Origin of the sequence: Taylorella asinigenitalis MCE3 (assembly GCF_000226625.1) — a bacterium.
GTDB classification, from domain to species: domain Bacteria; phylum Pseudomonadota; class Gammaproteobacteria; order Burkholderiales; family Burkholderiaceae_B; genus Taylorella; species Taylorella asinigenitalis.
The window spans coordinates 888,426-909,075 of the sequence record NC_016043.1; the positions used below are offsets into that span (position 1 = coordinate 888,426).

Here is a 20,650-nt window from a genome sequence, read left to right on the forward strand (position 1 = left end):
AAACTTTTAGAAAGATGCACCAATTTGGAATTGGAATCTTTGTTTTTTATCGCCTTCTTTACTCTTAAGTGGATAAGCGTATGAGATTTGAAGAGGTCCTATTGGAGACTGCCATGACAAACCTACACCTGCTGAATAACGCCATCCGCATGGGTCATCAACTACACCACCATAACTAGGGTTACCTGCAGAACACTTCATGTCCCCACCAGTAACACCAACTTTTCCGGCATCCGCAAATAAGAACCAACGTAAAGATCGGTCATTTTGAGTACCAGGGAAAGGTAAATACAACTGTATATTACCTACGATTTTAGTATTTCCGCCCAAATAGTCACCAGTTAAAACATCTCTTGGACCTAATGAGGCTCCTTCATATCCCCTAACAGAACCGATACCACCAGCAAAAACATTTTTAATTACAGGGTATTTCTTAGCTGAACCATAAGTCCTACCCCAATCAGCAGCGAGGTTAAAAGCCAAGATATAGTCTTTGCTTAATGGCAAGTAATACTGTTGTTGAGCTGAAAGTTTATAGTATTTCAAATCACCAAAAGAAGCTAAAACACTAAGACTAGTTAAATAACCCTTGGTTGGGGCTATAGCATTATCGCGGGTATCTTTTGACCATCCTAGACTAAGAGTAAAAGAATTATTTTTCTCGCCGTACTCTTTAACAAAGTCCCTATAAGCGGCTGGAATTAAGAAACCACTTTCAACAGAAGGAAGTATAGTCTCATTCCTTTCAAAACCAAGGCCCAAAAATATTCTATCGTATTCTGAAATAGGTACGCCAAAATTCATATTAAGACCTAGTCCACGAACTTGATAAGTATCTTTTTCTTGATTTACAGCATTACTATAAGGCTTATCTAAACGATAATATAAGCTTGTTGTTCGACTAATGCCGCTACTAGTCCAATAAGGATCAGTATGAACAATAGAGAGATTTCTATTAGTTTTAGCTGTGTTAAACGAAACGGCTAAATTGGTACCTGAACCAAAAATATTATCCTGACTTATACCAGCCTGAAATGATAATTTATCTGTAGAGCCATACCCAACACCAACGTTAATAAGACCAGTAGGTTTTTCTTTAACATCGATGTTTACATCCACCTGATCATCTGTACCCTGAACAGGGGCTTGAGTCATTACAACATCATTAAAATAGCCAAGTCTATTTATACGATTAACTGATAATCCCAGACGTTCAGCATCATACCATGCACCTTCGTCTTGACGAATTTCACGACGAATAACTTCATCCCTAGTCCTAGTATTTCCGCCGATATTTATACGTCTTACATACATTCTTTTGCCTGGATTAATAAAGAATGTAAGGTCAACTTCTTGAGTGCCTGATATAGGAGTAGGAATCGGATTAACCTCTGCCAAAGCATATCCAAGACTACCAAGATATAATTTAATATCATTTACAGATGCTCTTGCTTCCGAAATCTTGAAGGTTCTACCCTCTCTATTGATTACACGGTCAAGAATTTCATCATTTAAGCCCATGGTATAACCCGATAATTTAATATTACGGATCTTATAAGGTTTACCTTCGCTTACAGTGAAATTGATACCTATATCCTCAAGGTTAGGAGAAATATTAACTTGAGGCGGATCTATGCGAACATCTAAATATCCACGGTCCATATAGTAGTCACGTAAAATTTCTACATCATTTGCGAGTTTTTCACGTGAAAATTTATCAGTACCCGTATACCAAGTCATAAAACCTGGAGTTGTTAAATTCATTTGGCTTCTTAATCTAGAAGACGAGATTTCAGAATTACCTACAAAATTAATATCTCGAATTTTAGATTTACGCCCTTCTTTAATCTGAAAGTTTACACCTACGCGGTTATTAGGAAGTGGTGTAAATATTTGCTTAATATCTACACTGTAGTTGCCCACATTAACGTATTGATTTCTAATTTCGCCAACAGCTTTATTTAAAAGTGATGGGTTAAGTGGCCTTCCTTCACCAAATCCTAAATCACTTAGACTTTGAGTGATTTGTTTTGGATCAAAAATATTCATTCCGTCGAATATAACGGATGCAATTACAGGCCTCTCAACAACATTGATATAAACAATACCGTTTTTATGAGTGACCTTAATATCCTCAAATAGGCCTGTGGAGTGCATACGTTTGATAGTATCGCTTGCAACTGCAGGGGTAAATGTTGAGTTCACCCTAGCTGGGATAAAACCAAACACAGCTATGGCTTCAGTATTTTGAAGACCAGTGACAATAATGTCTTTAACTTTAAATGGCTGGAATTGAGCATAAACACTTGAAAAAGAGGTAAGTGCTGTAAGAACAAATCCAGATAAGATAGATGCAAATTTTATTTGTTTTTTTTCTGACGAAGAGGACATAAATAATTCCAAATCTTTATAATAAATTTAACTATATATTCTAGCATTAAAGCTAATACTTATAACTAGTTAATTAGCCTTAAAATATCATTCCTAAAAGCTATAAACATCAATCCTAATAATAAAGCATATCCAACGGTAACGATTCCTCTCATAAACTTTTCTGAAAGTTCTTTACCAGTAATGCCTTCAACCGCATGAATCAACATTTGACCGCCATCAAGCCCAGGCACTGGCAATAAGTTTAGTAAACCAATACTTACGCTTATTAGGGCTATAAATTGTAAGAAATTCATAACTCCAGTCTGAACTACCTGACCTGAATATTGTGCAATGGATATAGGACCAGATAAATTAGTTATAGATAAATCTCCAGTCAGCATACGACCAAGTAATTTCAATGATATATAAGCCGTATCCCAAGTCTTCCGAACAGCCTTAAAAACCGATTCTATAGGCCCATAAGAGACATCAACTGTTGGAAAATCACCTCCTAACTGAGCCCCAATTCTGCCTATAGATTCGCCTGATTCAGATTTGACCGAATCAGGTACTATAGAAATCGTTAAATCTGTACTATTTCGCTTCACCTGTAAAGTTAAGGGTTTATTAGCTGAGGATTTAATTATTTCAATAAGCTGACGACTATCTTCAACTTCAATACCATTTACTTGCTCAATTAAATCACCCTCGAGCAAAGCAGAACGTTGAGCAGCACCATCAGGAATTATTTTTATAATTTTTGGTTTAGGAAGTTTAAGCATCAAACCTGATACACCAAAAATATCATAATTCTCAAGATTGCCTTTGGCTGGTGGAAATGTCAGAGCAATTGTTTTCTCCACCCCACCACTACTCAATAATTTTATTTCTACTCTCTCACCTAGAGTAGCTGGCCCCAAGAGCTTCTCCATAGCTTGATTCCAGCTTAATATTTCAGAACCATTTACGGACAGGATCTTATCCCCTTTTTCTACGCCTGCACTATAAGCTAAAGTATTGATATAAGGCTTAGCAAGCAAAGGAGCAGGCTCTTTAACTCCCAAAATAAAAATAAAAGTATAAATAATTATGCCAAGCAAAAAACTAAAGAAAGGACCTGCAGCATAGATAAGAAATTTCTGAAATGGAGATTTCTCTGAAATACTACTCCCTTTCTTATATTCTGGATCCTCAAATTTAGGTTCATCCAAGGGTTTAACATACCCGCCTAGAGGCCATAGCGATACAGCCCATTCCGTACCCTTAGAATCTACTTTAGATATTAAAGTTCTACCAAATCCTAAAGAAAATTTCTCAACAAACACACCGTTTGCCCGTGCCACTAAATAGTGTCCCCACTCATGGAACACTACAACAATTGAAATAGTTATTATGAAAGCAACTAAACTTATAAGCATTAATTTATTGATAAAGAAGTCAATTCTCTGATTCTAAGGTCAAAATCGATAATATCTTCAATATTAGTTAATTTTGTTTGAGAAATAGTTTCAAGCTGTTTGGCAATGATTTTGGAAATATCCATATATTTTATTTTCCCCTTAATAAATGCATCAACAGCTATTTCGTTAGAAGTATTAAAAATTTGGCAAGCCGCATTTCCTTCTGCAAGGGCTTCATAAGCCAATTTTAAACAAGGAAATTTTCTAAAGTCTGGCTCCATAAACTCTAAACCAAAAAGTTTTGAAATATCAAATTGAGCCGCATTATGGCTAATTCTATCGGGATAGGCTAAGGCATATGAAATCGGAATTCTCATATCGTGATGCCCCAACTGAGCAAGCAAGGATCCATCAATATACTCAACTAATGAATGAATAATACTTTGTGGGTGTACCAACACATTTATTTGACTAAGATTTAAATCAAATAAATATTTTGCCTCTATTACTTCAAGACCCTTATTCACCATAGTTGATGAATCTATTGTTATTTTCTTACCCATCGACCAATTAGGATGCTTAGTGGCCTCATCTAAAGTAATTGTGTCGAATGTATCTAAAGGCCTTCTAAGAAATGGTCCGCCCGAAGCAGTAATATGTATTTTTTTTAAATGGTCTATTTTTCTAAGTCTAAAAGAAGTTTCAGAAGGTGGAAGACATTGAAATATAGCATTATGTTCACTATCTACAGGTAATAGCTCTGCCCTATTTTTAACAACAGTTTTCATGAAAAGCTCACCTGCGGTAACTAAAACTTCTTTATTAGCTAAAAGAATTTTTTTGGAATGCAATGCTGCTTCATATGCACTCTTAAGCCCAGCCGCTCCAACAATTGCACATACTACTATATCTACTTCAGGCATAGAACTAGCAGTACACAAACCTTCATCCCCGACTAAAATTTCATATTTATATTGAAGGGGTGGCAATGCCTTAAACTCATCCAATTTTTTTTGGTTTGCAACTACGATTAAACTAGGACTAAATTCTGAAGCAATTTCGTGAAGCTTAGTTATATTGTTAAACCCACTTATGGCAAAAACTTCGTATCTATCAGGATTGCTCCTGATTACATCTAAAGTACTACTACCAATAGAACCAGTGGCACCAAGTATAGATATTTTTTGCCTAGGACTGCTCATAGCCTAAATTACAAGATGAAATATAAAAACAAGAGTCATAGAGAATGACATTACTGGAATAATAGAGTCTAGCCGATCCAAAAGCCCCCCATGGCCAGGAAGAAGGGATCCAGAGTCTTTCAAATTTGCCCTTCTTTTAAGAAGTGACTCATACAAATCACCTATCACAGAAAGAACCGCAAAAAGTGCCCCAATTAATGCTAATGCAAATACACTTAACTCTTTTGATAATGAGTATGAAAATGTGCCTTCAATATAATAGCTTACGGCCATCCATACAACCGAAGCTAAAAGACCACATATAAATCCAGAATTAGTTTTAGCTGGACTAATCACGGAATTAAGTTTCTTTCCGCCAAATAACTTACCCCCAAAATAAGCAAATATATCCGTACAAAATACTGACATTAATATGCTTAATAAATACCACGACCCTCTAAATTCATATATGGTCAATGCACTAATCCAAGCACCTGTACATGCTAAAACTGCAAACACTTGATGGAAAAGTCCATTATTTGATATCTCTAATTTTGGTTGATATAAATGAATAGGAACTAAAAATAACCAGGTAAAGCTTATGAAAAATTGCAATGTCATAAGCAAAGCAAAAACACCTGTGCTCCAGGGATAAGTATTGAAAATTTTAGGATGAGTTAAAGCATGAATTATTTGATTATCTTGAAATATCAAACAGTAAAGAAATACAAATAATGCCAAGCAAAAAATAGTTAATGACAGAGCATTAGATTTTCTATTTTTGGATGAAAATAGCATCTTTAACCATTCATATAGTCCAATACATGATATGAAAGTTAAAAAGATAGCAAAATAAAGATTGTTCTCTGTAGTAAGAACAAAAAAGAGGACTGCAAGAAATATTATCGATGTTATGGTTCTAGTAAATAACATTTTCTAAACTTGATCAGAAGTCATACCAAACCGTCTCTCCCTGGATTGAAAATCTTTGAGAGCCTCCTCAAAATCAGAAACCTTCATATCGGGCCAAAACTTATTAGTGAAATATAATTCGCTATAAGCCGTCTGCCACAAAAGAAAGTTCGAAAGCCTATATTCTCCCCCTGTCCTAATGCACAAATCTGGCTCTGGTATATCATTAAGAGCTATAAATGGGGCTAGATCTTCTTCCTTAATTGGTTCAGTATTAAATTTATAGTTATTATGTTTAATCAAATTATTTATGGCATTCAAAATATCCCATCTACCGCCATAATTCGCACAAATATTTACGCATAAAGTAGAGTTATTTTGAGTCAATTCCTCAGCTTTTTGCATAAGAGTTTGTATATCATTAGTAAATGCAGTTCGATCTCCAATAATCCTAAGGCGGATATTATTTTTATGAAGTTTTGAAACCTCATTAGTAAGCACTTTTTTAAATAGCTTCATTAATAAATTGACTTCATTTTGAGGACGACGCCAATTTTCAGAGCTAAAGGCATAAATAGTTAAATTTGATACACCAAACTTAATACAGAATTCGACAGCATTTCTAACAGACTGTACGCCCTTAACATGACCTGAAGTTCTTGGTAGATTTCTGTTTTGAGCCCATCTGCCATTGCCATCCATTATGATGGCAATGTGTTTGGGTATTCTATTTGAAGTTGGGACTTGTAGAGTAGAACTTTGATTTAACATTAGGTTAGACTTTCATAATTTCAGCTTCTTTTTCTGAAATTATCTTATCAATCTCTCCTACATATTTATCAGTCATTTTTTGAATGACATCTTGTGCACGACGATCATCATCTTCAGAAATTTCTTTATCTTTAAGAAGCTTTTTAAGCGTATCGTTGCTATCACGACGCAAATTACGTATTGCAACTTTTGCATCCTCGCCTTCAGCTCTAACCACTTTTGTAAGATCTCGACGACGCTCTTCTGTGAGTGCTGGCATAGGAACACGAATAGACTCACCTAATGTAATAGGATTCAAACCTAAATCAGATTCTCTAATCGCTTTATCGATAGGACCAGCCATATTTTTCTCCCATGGCTGAACGCTTAAAGTTCTAGCATCAACTACAGAAACATTCGCTACTTGAGAAATTGGAACTAATGAACCATAGTAATCTACGGATACATGATCAAGAATGCCTGCATGTGCACGGCCAGTGCGGATTTTTGAAAGATTCGTTTTTAAACTTTCAATAGACTTGTTCATTCTAGATTCGGCAGAAGCCGTTATAGAAGTAATACTCATAAAATCCTCTGATTAAATGTGAACCAAGGTACCTTCATCTTCACCGAGAACAACTCTTTGAAGAGCACCAGGTTTGTTAATAGAAAAAACTTTAATAGGAAGTTTCTGATCACGACATAATGCAAATGCAGTCGCATCCATAATTTCTAGCTTTTTAGATAAAGCTTCATCAAAAGTTATGCTTGAATATCTAGTAGCAGAAGAATCTTTCTTAGGATCAGCAGTATAAATCCCATCTACTTTTGTTGCTTTCAAAACGATTTGAGCACCTATTTCAGCTCCTCTGAGAGCAGCAGCTGTGTCTGTAGTAAAAAATGGATTTCCAGTTCCAGCAGCAAAAATTACAACTTTTTTCTCTTCTAGATATCTTAGAGCTTTAGGCCTAATATATGGCTCAATAACTTGTTCTATATTAAGTGCTGATTGAACTCTAGAGACTACTCCGAACGATTTAAGTGCATCTTGTAGTGCCAATGCATTCATAACCGTAGCTAGCATGCCCATATAATCAGCAGTAGCTCTATCCATCCCTTGAGCTCCAGGGGCAATGCCTCTAAATATATTTCCCCCACCAATAACTATGGCCAATTCCACTCCAAGTTTAGTAACTTGAGCAATTTCTTCGGCCATGCGGGAAATGGTGGACCTATTTATTCCGAAAGAATCTTCTCCCATCAAAGCCTCACCAGATAGCTTCAAAAGAACACGCTTAAATTTATCCGCCATATGACTAATTCTTGAAAAAAATTATCTGACATTTTAACAGTTATACATTGCGATTGCATATAAAAATCCCCCAGTAAATCTGGGGGAGAAACATAGCTATAAAGTGGCAATGCTTACGATCTAGTCATTGAAGCAACTTCTTCAGCAAAATTAGTTTGAGCCTTCTCAATTCCTTCACCAACGATAAATATATTGTATGACTTAATTGAAGCACCCTTCTCTTTAAGCATTTGCTCGACAGTTTGCTTATCGTTTTTAACGAAAGGTTGACCTAAAAGTGTATTCTCTTTTAAAAATTTAGTAATGGCACCTTGAACCATTTTTTCAACAATTTCAGCTGGTTTACCAGACTCTTGAGCTTTTTCTGAAGCTACTTTACGCTCTGATTCAAGATCTGACTCATTAATACCTGATTGATCCAAAGCTTTAGGTTTAGTAGCTGCGATATGCATAGCAAGATCTTTACCCACTGAATCATCACCTGAATATTCAACCATAACACCGATACGGCCACCGTGGTTATAAGTGGCAATTTTATCATTGGTTTCTACTCTGTGAAATCTACGAATAGTCATATTCTCGCCGATTTTACCTACTAAATCTGTGCGAGTAGATTCAACTGTACCGCTGCCATGTTTAAGATAGTTTAATGCAGAAACATCTGAAGGGTTTTCAGTAGCAACTAATTTAGCTAAATTTTGAACGAATTCAATAAATTCAGGATTTTTAGCTACAAAGTCAGTCTCACAGTTAACTTCCACTTGAGCACCAACTTGACCATTCTGGCCATCAGTTACGTATTCACCAATTAAGCCCTCTGCAGTAACACGTGAAGCTGCTTTAGTAGCTTTATTACCTAATTTGACGCGAAGAATTTCTTCAGCACGGGCCATATCCCCATCAGCTTCAATAAGGGCTTTTTTGCACTCCATCATAGGTGCATCAGTTTTTTCGCGCAGGTCTTTAACCATACTTGCAGTAATTTCAGCCATATATACTCCAATTAATTTTCTAGTGTTTTCTTAAAAATATCGGCTACCAATGATAGCCGAATATTATTACTTTTTAGTGTTAGTCAAAATTCTTTAACTGAACTTATTCAGCATCTGATGATTCAGAATTTTCCTCAGAATAGTCCTCTGAGTTAGTCTCAACTGGTTCTTCAGAATCAAAATCCTCAGATTGAATCTCTTCAACTACTCCATTTAATCTTTGCTCACGACCCTCTAAAATTGCATTAGCTACGCCCTCAGCATAAATTTGAACAGCCCTAGAAGAGTCGTCGTTTCCTGGGATAATAAAATCAATACCCTCAGGTGAGTGGTTAGTATCAACTACAGCTACAACAGGTATACCCAAAGTGCGAGCTTCTTGAATTGCAATTTTATGATAGCCAACGTCAATAATAAAAAGTGCTGATGGCAATCTAGCCATATCTTTGATACCACCGATAGATTTGTTTAATTTTTCCAAATCACGATTGAAATCTAAAGCTTCTTTTTTAGATAGTCTTTCAAGAGAACCGTCATTTTGAGCGGTTTCCATATCTTTTAAGCGTTTAATAGAACTACGAACTGTTTTGAAATTAGTCATCATGCCACCTAACCATCGATTATTAACGTATGGCATACCAGCACGAGTAGCTTCCTCAGCGATAATATCTTTAGCTGAACGTTTTGTACCAACAAATAGAATATCCTCTCCCCTAGCCGCTGTTTTGCGAATAAAAGCTAGTGCTTCTAGGTATTTTTCAATTGTTTTTTCTAAGTTGATAATATGAATTTTGTTACGTTGACCAAAGATGAAAGGAGCCATCTTAGGATTCCAGTAACGTGTTTGGTGGCCAAAATGAACACCAGCTTCAAGCATATCACGCATAAGTGACATAAATTTCTCCTAAAGGGTTATAGGATTACTCAAGGTTTGGAATTTTAATTTTTATATCAAACACCCTTAAGATTGAGTAGATCCGAGTTAAATAATAAAATCAAAAAAATCTAAAAATACGTTTAAATTTAAGTTTAATTCCTTTTATATCCCTAAACTTAAACCTAAAATTTTTATGTATTTTTAAAAAATTAAAGACTATAATTCTCTCATAATTTTCTATAAAAATCAAGCTTTTTATGCAAATTCTTCTTGAACCCTCTGATATTTCTGGCATGAAAGCTGCGTGTGAAGATGCGGCTAAAATCCTTGACTTCCTAACCCCTTACGTAAAGGAAGGTGTTACAACAAAAACCTTAGATAATCTTACTATTGAATATATCAACGATGTTCTTCATGTCCAATCTGCTACCATAGGTTATGGTCCAAAGGGACACCCACCTTTTCCATCAAGCATATGTACATCGATAAATAATGTAGTATGTCACGGAATTCCAAATGAAAAGCAACTTAAAAATGGAGATATTATGAATATAGATGTCACCATTATTAAGGATGGTTGGTTTGGTGATACAAGTAGAATGTTCTTAATAGGTGAACCCTCTCTAAGAGCAAAATTGCTATCTGAGACTGCATTTGAAGCTATGTGGTTAGGTATTAGTCAGGTTAAACCTGGTGCTCATTTGGGTGATATTGGTTTTGCAATTCAAAATTACGTTCAATCCAAAGGATTTTCTGTGGTCAGAGATTATTGTGGCCATGGTGTTGGTAGAGTATTTCATGATGACCCTATGGTTTTGCACTATGGCAAAAAAGGAACTGGAATAGAACTTGTAGAAGGACTTACCTTTACAATCGAACCAATGATTAATGCTGGGGCGTATCAATGCAAAGTACTATCTGATGGATGGACTGTCGTTACAAAAGATAGAAGCCTATCAGCCCAATGGGAACACTCAATTAGAGTTACTAAAGATGGATATGAGGTTTTAACCCTATCCGATGGGGTACGCCCTCCTCCTGAATTTATTAAATCTTGATTTATGGAACTGCTTAAGAAGCGTGAAACATTAGATTCTAAGTTTCTTAATAAGGACTTAAGCCCAAAAGAATATCTATCTCTTTGGTCATCACTAATCGACCAAGAGATTTTGCATATTGCAAATGAGAAATTAAATCCAAACGAATATACAGTATTAGCCGTCGGGCGCTATGGAGCGGGCGAATTATTTCCATTTTCAGATATTGACTTATTGATACTAGTTCCAGAAGAATCTATAAACCTACAACAGATAGAAGATTTTTTTTCTGAAATATGGAACTTAGGAATAAAAATTTCGCCACTAGTTCACACAGAAAATAGTGTACACGAGAGTATTGCCACAGATAATATGCTTGAGACTAGTATATTAACTGCAAGATATTTATACGGATCAACTGAAAAATATAAAAGTGTTAAATCCAAATTCCAAAATGGACACGACCCGAAGAAGTTTTTTTATAAGAAAATAATTGAAAGAAATCGCCGTCACGAAAAATACGATAATTCACCATATGCTTTAGAGCCAAACTGTAAGGAAACACCTGGAGCGTTGCGTGATCTTGATTTAGTTAAATGGCTTGCCCTATCTAATGGGCTCAAACCAGATTGGGACGCATTGGTCGAGGCCAATTTGCTATCGAGCAAGGAGGCAAAAGTTTTAGCGATATGCGAGGAAGATTTTAATAGGTTAAGAATATTACTGCACCTTTTAAACAAAAAAGCAGACGATCGGTTGCTATTTCATTTGCAGGATGAGGTAGCTATTTTCTTCGATAAATTACAAGAAGGCAGGCGCCCTTCAGAACCCTTTATGCAATCCTACTATAAGGTTTCTTCACAGGTAATTTTAATTACAGAATTTTTTATTAAAGCCCTAGAACTTCAAATTAATGAATCAGAAGAAAAAGAAATAATAAGTTTGGATGAAGATTTTGTACTTGAGAATAATTTTCTTAAATTGAAACATGCAGATGCCTTTAAAAAGGCTCCTGAACTTATTCTTAAGGCATTTTATTATTTGCAAACTAAGGCCGAAATTAATGATTTTTCTCTTGAACTACAAAGACAGATTTGGAGTCATAGAAAATTAATTGATGCTGATGTTATAGAAAGAAAAGATATAAATCAGATTTTTATTCATATCTTAAGTTATCCCGAAGGCATTGTAAGAACAATTCGCAGGCTAGATAAATTTAAAGTTCTTCACAGAATAATACCTCAGTTCAATAATATATCTGGACAAATGCAATACGACTTATATCATGCATACACAGTTGATCAGCATACTTTGCAGGTAATTAAATTTTTAAGACGTTTTACTATGCCAGAATACGACAACGACCATCCATTGGCAGCAAAAATAATGCGAGATTTTTCTAATTCTTGGCTACTTTATACTGCCGCTATTTATCATGATATTGCCAAGGGCCGAGGCGGCGACCATTCAGAATTAGGTGCACAGGATATATCTGAATATGCCATTCGAATTGGATTAGATGAATCTGATAGAGAACTATTGGTTTTTCTTGTTCGCAATCATTTATTAATGTCAACTTATGCTCAGAAAAAGGATACAAGCCACCCTGAAATAGTACTTGAATTTGTAAATTCAATAAAAAATATTCGATATTTAAATGCTCTGTATTTGCTGACCATTGCGGATATAAAAGGCACAAATCCTAAGCTTTGGAATAGCTGGAGAGCCAATCTTATCGATAAGCTATATGAGCAGGCATCGCAATTTATTCATAAAGAGAGCGAAGAAGTTAAGGGCGGGAACATTGCCACCAGAAAAAATGAGGCTTTAAATTTTATAGATTTTAAATCTGAAGACCAAAATTATAAAAAGAGTATCCAAGAATTATGGGGCAGTTTTGGGGCGGATTATTTCTATCGCAATGAAGCTAAAGTTATTGCATGGCACGCAAATTCTATTCTAAATGCAAAATCGAAGGCACTGCCTCTTGTATTTTGTGAATCATTGTCAGATGATCATTTCAGGGTCGGTATTTGGGCTAAAGATAGACCTCGCCTCTTTTTAGATATTCTTGGTTTTTTTCATAAACATAAGATAAATATTCTTGATGCAAAAATTCATACGTCTACAAATGGCTTTGCATTAGATACTATTATTTGTGAATTTGGCCCTTATACTGAGATGTACAGGGATAAGGTTAAATTTATAGAAAAGGCCTTAAGCGAGGATATTGCCACTTCAAAGGATAGTGTTATACCTGAGCAAAGTTTACCAATTAATAAAGAGATGCGACGTATGAAGGTCTTTCCAATACGTCCAGAAGTTAATATTGAGCAAAAAAACAATAGTTCATCGTTCGTAATGACTATAATTTCAAACGATAGGCCAGGAATTTTGTATCATATTGCCAAGCTGCTAGATTCAAACGAAATTAACCTCGAGATGGCTAAAATTTTAACTTTGGGCCAGAGGGTGGAGGACGTTTTTCTAATTAGCAGCGAGAAACTTTATGAAGAGTCTTTTAGAAATAAACTTATTGATGAAATATACCTATACCTTCAATCTATTATTCCCTAGTGCAAAACGAAGATATGTTTAGTATTATTCTTGGAAGCTTTTTGTTAGTTGTGGGTACGATATTGCCCATTGTAAATCCGCCTGGGGTTGCTCCTATTTTCTGGTCTCTTACTACTGGGGCGAGTAATAAAACTCGTAAAATCTTAGCCAAAAAAGTTGCTATAAATGCCATATTTATCGTTGTTGTGGCTACGTTTCTCGGGAAATTGGTTTTATTTGCACTTGGAATTTCTATTCCAGCTGTAAGGATTGCTGGTGGTTTACTTGTTATTGGTGCGGCATGGAAGCTATTAAATGCTGAAGACCCTGACACAGGTATTCATGATATTTCTGCTGAAACATACACTTTAGATAAAGCTAAAAGCAACGCATTCTACCCTCTTACATTTCCAATTACTTGTGGACCAGGATCCGTTGCTGCGGCTATCACATTAGGTACTTCATTTTCATATTCAACATTTGATTTGGTGCTTCTGGCTAATATTATTGGAACTATATTGGGGGCCGTAGGCGTAGGATTGGCTATTTTTGTTAGTCTTTACTTTGCTGCAGAATTACTTCATAGATTAGGTAATCAAGGTACAGTAATTTTTATGCGCTTAAGTGCGTTTATACTTTTGTGTATCGGCGTTCAAATCTTTTGGACTGGATTACACGAATTTATCCTAATATTGAATAATGATATACAATAGATAAAACATTTTTAATAAAACGTTAATAATGAGAACACGCAGCATCCTAAATATAATTTCTATTTTATGCGTCTTATCCGTGGGTTTTGCTCTTTTTACTCAGTACTACTGGGACATGCGTCCATGTGCGTGGTGCGTTTTAGCTAGACTAATATTCATATTAATATTTATATTTGCTGTTGTATTTAATTTTTTCTCATCTCATGGGGCTAAAAAATTCGGAACATTTATGACATTTGTATTGGCTGTACTCGGGGTCATTGCCACCGTATATCAATATACAGTCGCAAATAAGTCATTCTCATGCGATTTAACCCTTGCAGATAAGATTGTGTCACAGTGGCTTGGTCTTGATAAGTTGCTACCTGAGGTATTTGGTATTTATGCTTCATGCCTTGACGCTAGTGTGGACTTATTTGGAATTGAATATGTCCTATGGGCTTTGATGGTTTTTGCACTTATAGCACTACTTTCTTTAGCTGGAATATTTAGTAAGCGACGTCTACCAAATAGGGCACTTTTCAAATAGTCATACTATATAAATTGATTTAAATCAATCTTGTCTAATCAAGATTAATACTAATGTTAATTTGAATGTTAGATAATTAAAATTTCCAAAGTCTTTTTTCAATTGGTGTTTTATGTCTAATCAAACAATTACTGAAACCTCTAAAGTATTAATGAACCCTCAAGTTGAACAAACTGTTATTGAGGGCAGCTTGCCGAGCTATCATATTAGTCCTCAAGACATAGCTAAAATCATTCAAGCTCAAGGGTTGAAAGCAACATTTGAGGGCATGTTAAAGTACATGTACGATGATTATCTCAAATGGGAAGAATTCGATAAGATTGCTCGAGTAGGAAACTATGCAAAAAATGGCGTTTTAGAGCTTATGCCTATCGCTAATAATGAGCAATATAGTTTTAAATATGTTAACTGTCACCCTACCAACCCAGCTAAAGGTCTTTCAACGGTTCTTGCTTTTGGAGCCTTAGTCGATTCAGAAACTGGACAACCAGAAGTCATTAGTGAATTTACCCTAACTACAGCATTTAGAACTGCAACTATGTCAGTATTAGTTGCAAAATATCTTGCTAGAAAAGATAGTAAGAGAATGGCAATTATAGGGAATGGATGTCAGAGCGAATTCCAAATTTTAGCCTTCCATTTCATCTTGGGTATATCAGAAGTTGCTCTATTTGATATAGACAGAAATGCTAGTGAAAAGCTCGCAAAAAACCTAGAGAAATTTGGAATTAAAACTGAAATTTTCGATAACGTAGCCGATTGCGTTAAAGGGGCTGATATCGTCACGACGGTAACTGCAGAATATTCTAAAGCTCATATCCTTAAAGATGAAATGATTGAACCAGGCATGCATATTAATGCTGTGGGAGGTGATAGTCCAGGCAAAACTGAACTTGATCCAGCGATTTTAGATCGTACTACTACATATATCGAATTTGAGCCTCAAACACGTGTAGAGGGCGAAATTCAAAACAAAGGCGATGACTATAAAGTCAACTACGTTTCTGAATTATTCAAAAACGATAAATATGCACGCAAATCAGATGATGAAATTACACTTTTCGATTCTGTGGGCTTCGCATTAGAAGATTATTCTGCGATTCGTTATATGAAAGATATCGCAATGAAACTTGGAATTGCAAAACCTCTTGCTGTGGTACCTGATCTTGAAGATCCTAAGGATCTTTTCGGTTACCTTAAAGCTTAATTTGTAAAGTTTAACTCCTAGCCCGCCTCATCAATAACATTTGTTATGTTGGGGCGGGTGATTTTTTGTACTTAACTACTTCTACTTTCGCTAAGTTTTCTTAGAAATTTTTCATCAACATCACCAGTGACATATTTTCCATCAAAACAAGAAGCGTCAAAGTTTTCTATATCAGGATTAATATCATTTAAGGCAGAAATTACATCCTGTAAATCTTGATACACCAAGGCATCAGCCCCTATGACATCTCTAATTTCCTCTATGGACCTATTGTGTGCAATTAATTCTTCTTGCGTAGGCATATCTATGCCATAAACATTTGGAAATCGAACAGGAGGTGCTGCAGATGCAAAAAACACCTTTTTAGCTCCAGCAGCTCTTGCAAGCTCAACAATCTCTCGACTAGTCGTACCCCGAACTATAGAGTCATCAACAAGTAAAACATTCTTATCTTTAAACTCAACACCCATAGGATTTAATTTTTGACGCACAGATTTTCTGCGTACCGCCTGACCAGGCATAATAAATGTTCTGCCAACATATCTGTTTTTTATAAATCCTTCTCTATTCGGTAAACCCAGTCTAGAGGCTAATTGCATAGCCACAGGTCTTGATGTATCAGGAATAGGCATAACAACGTCAATTTCTTTTATATCAAGCTCGGATTGTACTTTTTTCGCCAAGTACTCTCCCATTTTTAATCTTGCGTTATAAACATTAATTCCATTTATTGTTGAATCTGGTCTAGCAAAATAGATATATTCAAAAATACATGGACACAGCTTTGCGTTTTCCGCGCATAATTCGCTCACAGGCTGACCATCATCACCTATAAATACCGCCTCTCCAGGCAATATATCTCTCACAAAAGAAAATCCAATACCTTCTAAAGCAACTGATTCTGATGCAAACATCCACTCAGTCCCTTCATCTGTTTCAAATTTTCCGAGGCATAGTGGCCTAATTCCATATGGGTCCCTAAAAGCCAGCATGCCAATACCAGATATTTCAGCTACAACTGCATAGGCACCTCTAGCACGATTATGAACTGCTTTTACCGCCCTAAAAACCATATCGCTATTTGATTTTGCTACTGGAATTGAGTTTTGCAATTCATGTGCAAACACATTCAAAAGCACCTCTGAATCTGAGTTAGTGTTTATATGTCTGCGATCTACTTTAAACAACTCTTCTCTTAAAGCATCTGGATTTGTGAGATTGCCGTTATGTGCAAAAACAATACCAAACGGAGCATTAACGTATAGAGGCTGTGCTTCTTCTAAACTAGTGCTTGAGCCTGATGTAGGATATCTAACTTGCCCAATTCCTGATAATCCGTTTAGAGTGCGCATATTTTTAGTCTGAAAAATATCTCGCACATAACCTTGTTCTTTGTGAACATAAAATCGTTTATTTTCTATGGTGGCAATGCCCGCCGCATCCTGCCCTCTATGTTGAAGCAAAAGCAATGCGTCATACACTCTTTGATTTACTGGATTTAATCCATTAATGGCAACAATTCCGCACATATCAAATCCTAATTAACAAAATTATTTTCTCCATATGGAAGCGAATTCGAATATTTTTCTGGAAGCATATCTTTGAGTTTTAATACAGCCATTTCTGCTTTGGATGAGAATTTGGCATTTTGCCACCAAGTCTCCTTAGGTAAATCTGTATAACCAGCCACAATAACTAGCAAAATTACTATGGCTAAACCTCTTAAAACACCAAATAAAAGACCAACAAAGCTATCAGCCCCACCTAATCCTGTGTAGCTAATCATTGAGCTTATAAAACGATTTATAAACCCGACAAGAATTAGAAGCAGAATAAACAATAAAACATAAGTGGCTACATACGAAGCATAATAATTTTCGAAAATATCGTATGCATATGGCAATATATATGGACCAAATCTCAAGGTCCCAAATGCCGCAGCTACATATGTAAGTAAGGAGAAAACCTCTCTTACAAAACCACGAAAATACCCAAAAATCGCTGACAACACAACGATTGCAATAACAACATAATCGAATTCATTCATTACTTATTAGCTATATAACCGTCTGAATATCCCAATGCTCTAAGTCTAGCAAGAGCAGCTTGAGCAGATTCTTTTGTCGCAAAAGGGCCAACTCGAAGTCTATAAGTCTGTTTACCATTTACTGATGCCGTTTGAATAAATGTATTACTCACACCAGATTGAATTAATTTTTCTCGAAGTTTACGAGCCTCAGACATATTGTTTAGGGATGCCACTTGAACAGAATAATTTCCGCTACCAGCTGCATTTTTTTGAGTTTTAGTATCATTTTTCTTTGTATCATTAGAAGCGGTCTTAGGCGGTTCTTTTCCTTGCAAAATTGCCCTAGCCTTAGAACCATCATCTGTTCTTGTAACCTTGGTATCCTTTTTAGTATCTTTTTTAGTAGCAACTGGCTCTTTAGGCTCTTTAGGTTCTTTTGGCTTAGCTGGCTTTGTGTCTACTATAGGCTCTTCAATATTAGTGGGTTCAGTAGTTGTAGTACCCTGAGCTATAGATTGTCCGCTTGGACTAGTAGTACCTGTGCTCGGTGCAGGTTTTACTACTGTGCCCTGTGCTTCATTCGATGTATTGTTAGATGGTACAACCACTTGTACTGGTTCCTTAGGACCTGTTCTTACAGGTGGTTCTAATGGAGCAACTTCTCCATTAGTATTTATGGGCTTATCGTTAGAAAATATCATAGGTAATACAATGATTGCAATGATAGCTAAGAATAGTGCTCCAATTAATTTACTTCTTGCCCTATACTTCATATCATTAGATTGTTGCTGAGCAATTTTAGATTTCTGTATAGGATTTCTTTGATTACCTGATGACTTAAATATACCCATTTGTACTCACTTATCAAAAAACTCTTTAATTTCAGAGACTGTTAAAAAAGATCCAAACACTACAATTCTATCCTCTTTCTTAGCATTAGATTTTACTTCTTTATAAGCCTGAATTGGGGATGAAAACGTAAGAATTTTTGGAAGTCCGTCCGCATCAGGTGGCAATAATTTCCTAATCCTCTCAGCCACCTCTATAGCCTCACTCCCCCTAGGCCCATCCAAATCACATAAATACCAATAATCAACGATTCCTTTAAAGCACTTTACAATACCTTCAAGGTCCTTATCTTTTAAAACTCCAAATACTGCATATGTATAAGGAAAATAGGACATGCTTTTAAGGTTATGTGCCAAAGCAGATGCAGAATGAGGATTATGGGCTACATCGATCACCGTTACAGGTTGACCTGGCAATATTTCAAATCGCCCAGATAAAGAGGCATTTACTAAACCAGTTTTTATATACTGAATTGGAACGGGTAGAGCCCCTTTTAGAGCGTCAATACAAGCAAGAGCTGCAGATGCGTTAAGTAGTTGGTTTGCACCTCTTAAAGCTGGATGTGGCAATGCATGTTTTTTTCCCTCTCGAGATGCAAATGCCCACTGAAGTTTATCTGCAGAATAATTAAAATCTCTATTAATCAACCACAAGTCAGACCCAATTTCTTGAGCATGGTCTAAAACAGACTGAGGTGGCAATGGATCCGATACTATCCCTGGCTTATCTTTTCTAAATATGCCAGCTTTCTCAAACCCTATTTTCTCTCGTGTATTTCCCAAATACTCGGTATGGTCAATATCAATACTAGAAATAATACTAGCATCTGCGTCAATTAAATTTACCGCATCTAGCCTACCACCTAAACCAACTTCAAGTATCCATAAGTCCAAATTTGCATTTTTAAAAATATAAAATGCAGCTAAAGTTGTGTACTCAAAATAACTTAAACTAATATCTTCTCTTATTAACTCTATATGTTCTAAAGCTTCGATAATTAATTCATCCGAGACTTCTTGCTGATTTATACGAATTCTTTCATTGAATTTAATAAGATGAGGTGAAGTATATTTACCTACGGAGAAGCCTGCAGCAGAATAGATTGATTCAAGATAAGTACAGGTTGAACCCTTTCCGTTTGTACCGCCTACAACAATTTTTATTGATTGAGTTTCCGAGATCTTTAGTCTATTGAAAACTTCTCTTATTCTATCTAAACCTAAATCAATACTTTTGGAATGAAGGCCCTCAATATAAGAGAGCCAATCGCTAAGATTTTTTTTTGACATATTAAGATTAAGGCCCCTCTAAAAGATGAGGGTATAAATTATCTTCTGTTTTCTACGCCTTTATAACCACGAAGCATACGAATTAAGGTAGCATCTTTTTGAATCAAGTGATGATAATATGCCCCAACCACATGCAGTATAAAACTAACACTAAATACCCAGAACATAGTTGAGTGAACGGTATGGAATGTTCCAGCTAATTGACCATCAATAGGTGTCGGTCTGCCATTTGAACCCATAGGTTCTGGGGCAATAATTTCGAATCCGACTAACTCTAGCCCACGTCCACCGTAATATCCCATTAATAAGCCTGATAGCGGGAAAATAATTGTAGATAGAAGAAGGATCCAGTGAACAATTTTTGAGATTACGATTAGTAGTTGATATGGTCTAGTCGATATATCTTTAGGCCATCCTTCTATAAAACGATTAATCACTCGCACAAGAGAGAGAATTAAGACCAAAGACCCCAACATTTTGTGATATGGAAATGGAACACCCATATCTTTTAAAAATAGCGGAATACAGAATACAAATAAAAATAGTATTGCAATAATCCAATGCATAGCCCTTGAGAATGCTGAAATGTTTAAGTTATTCATAACTATCCTTCTTAAAAAAAAGCCCTAGAAACGCGGCTAGGG

At 35.8% G+C, this 20,650-nt stretch carries 19 protein-coding genes; 5 read left to right on the forward strand and 14 right to left on the reverse strand.

All coding sequences use genetic code 11. From position 1 onward, the window contains the following. Positions 1 to 6 precede the first annotated feature (6 nt). The 9 genes from bamA to rpsB all read right to left on the reverse strand — a co-directional run bounded on the left by bamA (position 7) and on the right by rpsB (position 9,815). Complete coding sequence (bamA, locus tag TASI_RS04320) at positions 7 to 2,391, reverse strand: outer membrane protein assembly factor BamA (RefSeq protein WP_014111546.1); 2,385 nt, start codon at positions 2,389 to 2,391, stop codon at positions 7 to 9. A 65-nt stretch (positions 2,392 to 2,456) separates the two neighbouring features. Further along, a complete protein-coding gene (rseP, locus tag TASI_RS04325; RefSeq protein ID WP_014111547.1) occupies positions 2,457 to 3,791 on the reverse strand; it encodes an RIP metalloprotease RseP in 1,335 nt (444 codons plus the stop codon). Beyond that, the gene (dxr, locus tag TASI_RS04330; protein WP_014111548.1) at positions 3,791 to 4,975 is read right to left on the reverse strand and encodes a 1-deoxy-D-xylulose-5-phosphate reductoisomerase; all 1,185 of its coding nucleotides are present in this window, start codon (positions 4,973 to 4,975) and stop codon (positions 3,791 to 3,793) included. The genes rseP and dxr overlap by 1 nt, the downstream gene beginning before the upstream one ends. A gap of 3 nt (positions 4,976 to 4,978) precedes the next feature. Next, a complete protein-coding gene (locus tag TASI_RS04335; protein WP_081462457.1) occupies positions 4,979 to 5,887 on the reverse strand; it encodes a phosphatidate cytidylyltransferase in 909 nt (302 codons plus the stop codon). A 3-nt stretch (positions 5,888 to 5,890) separates the two neighbouring features. Then, complete coding sequence (gene uppS / locus TASI_RS04340; RefSeq protein ID WP_014111550.1) at positions 5,891 to 6,637, reverse strand: polyprenyl diphosphate synthase; 747 nt, start codon at positions 6,635 to 6,637, stop codon at positions 5,891 to 5,893. 4 nt (positions 6,638 to 6,641) lie between these two features. Beyond that, on the reverse strand, positions 6,642 to 7,202 hold the full coding sequence (gene frr, locus TASI_RS04345) for a ribosome recycling factor (RefSeq protein WP_014111551.1): 561 nt from the start codon (positions 7,200 to 7,202) through the stop codon (positions 6,642 to 6,644). 12 nt (positions 7,203 to 7,214) lie between these two features. Next, on the reverse strand, positions 7,215 to 7,928 hold the full coding sequence (pyrH, locus tag TASI_RS04350) for a UMP kinase (RefSeq protein WP_014111552.1): 714 nt from the start codon (positions 7,926 to 7,928) through the stop codon (positions 7,215 to 7,217). 113 nt (positions 7,929 to 8,041) lie between these two features. Then, entirely contained in the window at positions 8,042 to 8,920 is an 879-nt protein-coding gene (gene tsf, locus TASI_RS04355) for a translation elongation factor Ts (protein WP_014111553.1), read from the reverse strand. Positions 8,921 to 9,023: 103 nt separating this feature from the next. Beyond that, complete coding sequence (gene rpsB / locus TASI_RS04360) at positions 9,024 to 9,815, reverse strand: 30S ribosomal protein S2 (protein WP_014111554.1); 792 nt, start codon at positions 9,813 to 9,815, stop codon at positions 9,024 to 9,026. Between the two features lie 239 nt (positions 9,816 to 10,054). Here rpsB and map point away from each other — a divergent pair, with 239 nt between their 5' ends. From map to TASI_RS04385, 5 genes are all read left to right on the forward strand, one after another. Next, positions 10,055 to 10,855 (forward strand): type I methionyl aminopeptidase, encoded by an 801-nt coding sequence (map, locus tag TASI_RS04365; protein WP_014111556.1) that lies wholly within the window; start codon positions 10,055 to 10,057, stop codon positions 10,853 to 10,855. Positions 10,856 to 10,858: 3 nt separating this feature from the next. Then, a complete protein-coding gene (gene glnD / locus TASI_RS04370) occupies positions 10,859 to 13,411 on the forward strand; it encodes a [protein-PII] uridylyltransferase (RefSeq protein WP_014111557.1) in 2,553 nt (850 codons plus the stop codon). Positions 13,412 to 13,425: 14 nt separating this feature from the next. Beyond that, positions 13,426 to 14,103, forward strand: a complete 678-nt coding sequence (locus TASI_RS04375; RefSeq protein WP_015551101.1) for a MarC family protein — start codon at positions 13,426 to 13,428, stop codon at positions 14,101 to 14,103. 79 nt (positions 14,104 to 14,182) lie between these two features. After that, complete coding sequence (locus TASI_RS04380; RefSeq protein WP_241685333.1) at positions 14,183 to 14,632, forward strand: disulfide bond formation protein B; 450 nt, start codon at positions 14,183 to 14,185, stop codon at positions 14,630 to 14,632. A 112-nt stretch (positions 14,633 to 14,744) separates the two neighbouring features. After that, the gene (locus TASI_RS04385; RefSeq protein WP_014111560.1) at positions 14,745 to 15,839 is read left to right on the forward strand and encodes an ornithine cyclodeaminase; all 1,095 of its coding nucleotides are present in this window, start codon (positions 14,745 to 14,747) and stop codon (positions 15,837 to 15,839) included. Between the two features lie 71 nt (positions 15,840 to 15,910). Here the strand turns inward: TASI_RS04385 and purF are convergent, their stop codons facing one another. The 5 genes from purF to TASI_RS04410 are packed head-to-tail and all read right to left on the reverse strand — an operon-like array spanning position 15,911 to position 20,608. Beyond that, entirely contained in the window at positions 15,911 to 17,368 is a 1,458-nt protein-coding gene (purF, locus tag TASI_RS04390; RefSeq protein WP_014111561.1) for an amidophosphoribosyltransferase, read from the reverse strand. Between the two features lie 8 nt (positions 17,369 to 17,376). Further along, positions 17,377 to 17,886, reverse strand: coding sequence for a CvpA family protein (locus TASI_RS04395; protein WP_014111562.1), 510 nt, complete (start codon positions 17,884 to 17,886; stop codon positions 17,377 to 17,379). After that, entirely contained in the window at positions 17,886 to 18,719 is an 834-nt protein-coding gene (locus tag TASI_RS04400) for an SPOR domain-containing protein (RefSeq protein ID WP_014111563.1), read from the reverse strand. Before TASI_RS04400 ends, TASI_RS04395 begins: the two co-directional genes overlap by 1 nt. 6 nt (positions 18,720 to 18,725) lie before the next feature. Beyond that, the gene (gene folC, locus TASI_RS04405; protein WP_014111564.1) at positions 18,726 to 20,006 is read right to left on the reverse strand and encodes a bifunctional tetrahydrofolate synthase/dihydrofolate synthase; all 1,281 of its coding nucleotides are present in this window, start codon (positions 20,004 to 20,006) and stop codon (positions 18,726 to 18,728) included. Between the two features lie 38 nt (positions 20,007 to 20,044). Then, positions 20,045 to 20,608 (reverse strand): cytochrome b, encoded by a 564-nt coding sequence (locus TASI_RS04410; RefSeq protein WP_014111565.1) that lies wholly within the window; start codon positions 20,606 to 20,608, stop codon positions 20,045 to 20,047. Between the last annotated feature and the right edge of the window lie 42 nt (positions 20,609 to 20,650).

What these genes read in the sequence shown, in the direction of transcription:
- purF (WP_014111561.1), bottom strand. Translation starts at nt 17,368, where the DNA reads ATGTGCGGAATTGTTGCCATTAATGGATTAAATCCAGTAAATCAAAGA.
- uppS (WP_014111550.1), bottom strand. Translation starts at nt 6,637, where the DNA reads ATGTTAAATCAAAGTTCTACTCTACAAGTCCCAACTTCAAATAGAATA.
- pyrH (WP_014111552.1), bottom strand. Translation starts at nt 7,928, where the DNA reads ATGGCGGATAAATTTAAGCGTGTTCTTTTGAAGCTATCTGGTGAGGCT.
- rpsB (WP_014111554.1), bottom strand. Translation starts at nt 9,815, where the DNA reads ATGTCACTTATGCGTGATATGCTTGAAGCTGGTGTTCATTTTGGCCAC.
- TASI_RS04385 (WP_014111560.1), top strand. Translation starts at nt 14,745, where the DNA reads ATGTCTAATCAAACAATTACTGAAACCTCTAAAGTATTAATGAACCCT.
- TASI_RS04400 (WP_014111563.1), bottom strand. Translation starts at nt 18,719, where the DNA reads ATGGGTATATTTAAGTCATCAGGTAATCAAAGAAATCCTATACAGAAA.
- frr (WP_014111551.1), bottom strand. Translation starts at nt 7,202, where the DNA reads ATGAGTATTACTTCTATAACGGCTTCTGCCGAATCTAGAATGAACAAG.
- dxr (WP_014111548.1), bottom strand. Translation starts at nt 4,975, where the DNA reads ATGAGCAGTCCTAGGCAAAAAATATCTATACTTGGTGCCACTGGTTCT.
- TASI_RS04335 (WP_081462457.1), bottom strand. Translation starts at nt 5,887, where the DNA reads ATGTTATTTACTAGAACCATAACATCGATAATATTTCTTGCAGTCCTC.
- rseP (WP_014111547.1), bottom strand. Translation starts at nt 3,791, where the DNA reads ATGCTTATAAGTTTAGTTGCTTTCATAATAACTATTTCAATTGTTGTA.
- tsf (WP_014111553.1), bottom strand. Translation starts at nt 8,920, where the DNA reads ATGGCTGAAATTACTGCAAGTATGGTTAAAGACCTGCGCGAAAAAACT.
- TASI_RS04395 (WP_014111562.1), bottom strand. Translation starts at nt 17,886, where the DNA reads ATGAATGAATTCGATTATGTTGTTATTGCAATCGTTGTGTTGTCAGCG.
- glnD (WP_014111557.1), top strand. Translation starts at nt 10,859, where the DNA reads ATGGAACTGCTTAAGAAGCGTGAAACATTAGATTCTAAGTTTCTTAAT.
- folC (WP_014111564.1), bottom strand. Translation starts at nt 20,006, where the DNA reads ATGTCAAAAAAAAATCTTAGCGATTGGCTCTCTTATATTGAGGGCCTT.
- map (WP_014111556.1), top strand. Translation starts at nt 10,055, where the DNA reads ATGCAAATTCTTCTTGAACCCTCTGATATTTCTGGCATGAAAGCTGCG.
- TASI_RS04410 (WP_014111565.1), bottom strand. Translation starts at nt 20,608, where the DNA reads ATGAATAACTTAAACATTTCAGCATTCTCAAGGGCTATGCATTGGATT.
- TASI_RS04375 (WP_015551101.1), top strand. Translation starts at nt 13,426, where the DNA reads ATGTTTAGTATTATTCTTGGAAGCTTTTTGTTAGTTGTGGGTACGATA.
- bamA (WP_014111546.1), bottom strand. Translation starts at nt 2,391, where the DNA reads ATGTCCTCTTCGTCAGAAAAAAAACAAATAAAATTTGCATCTATCTTA.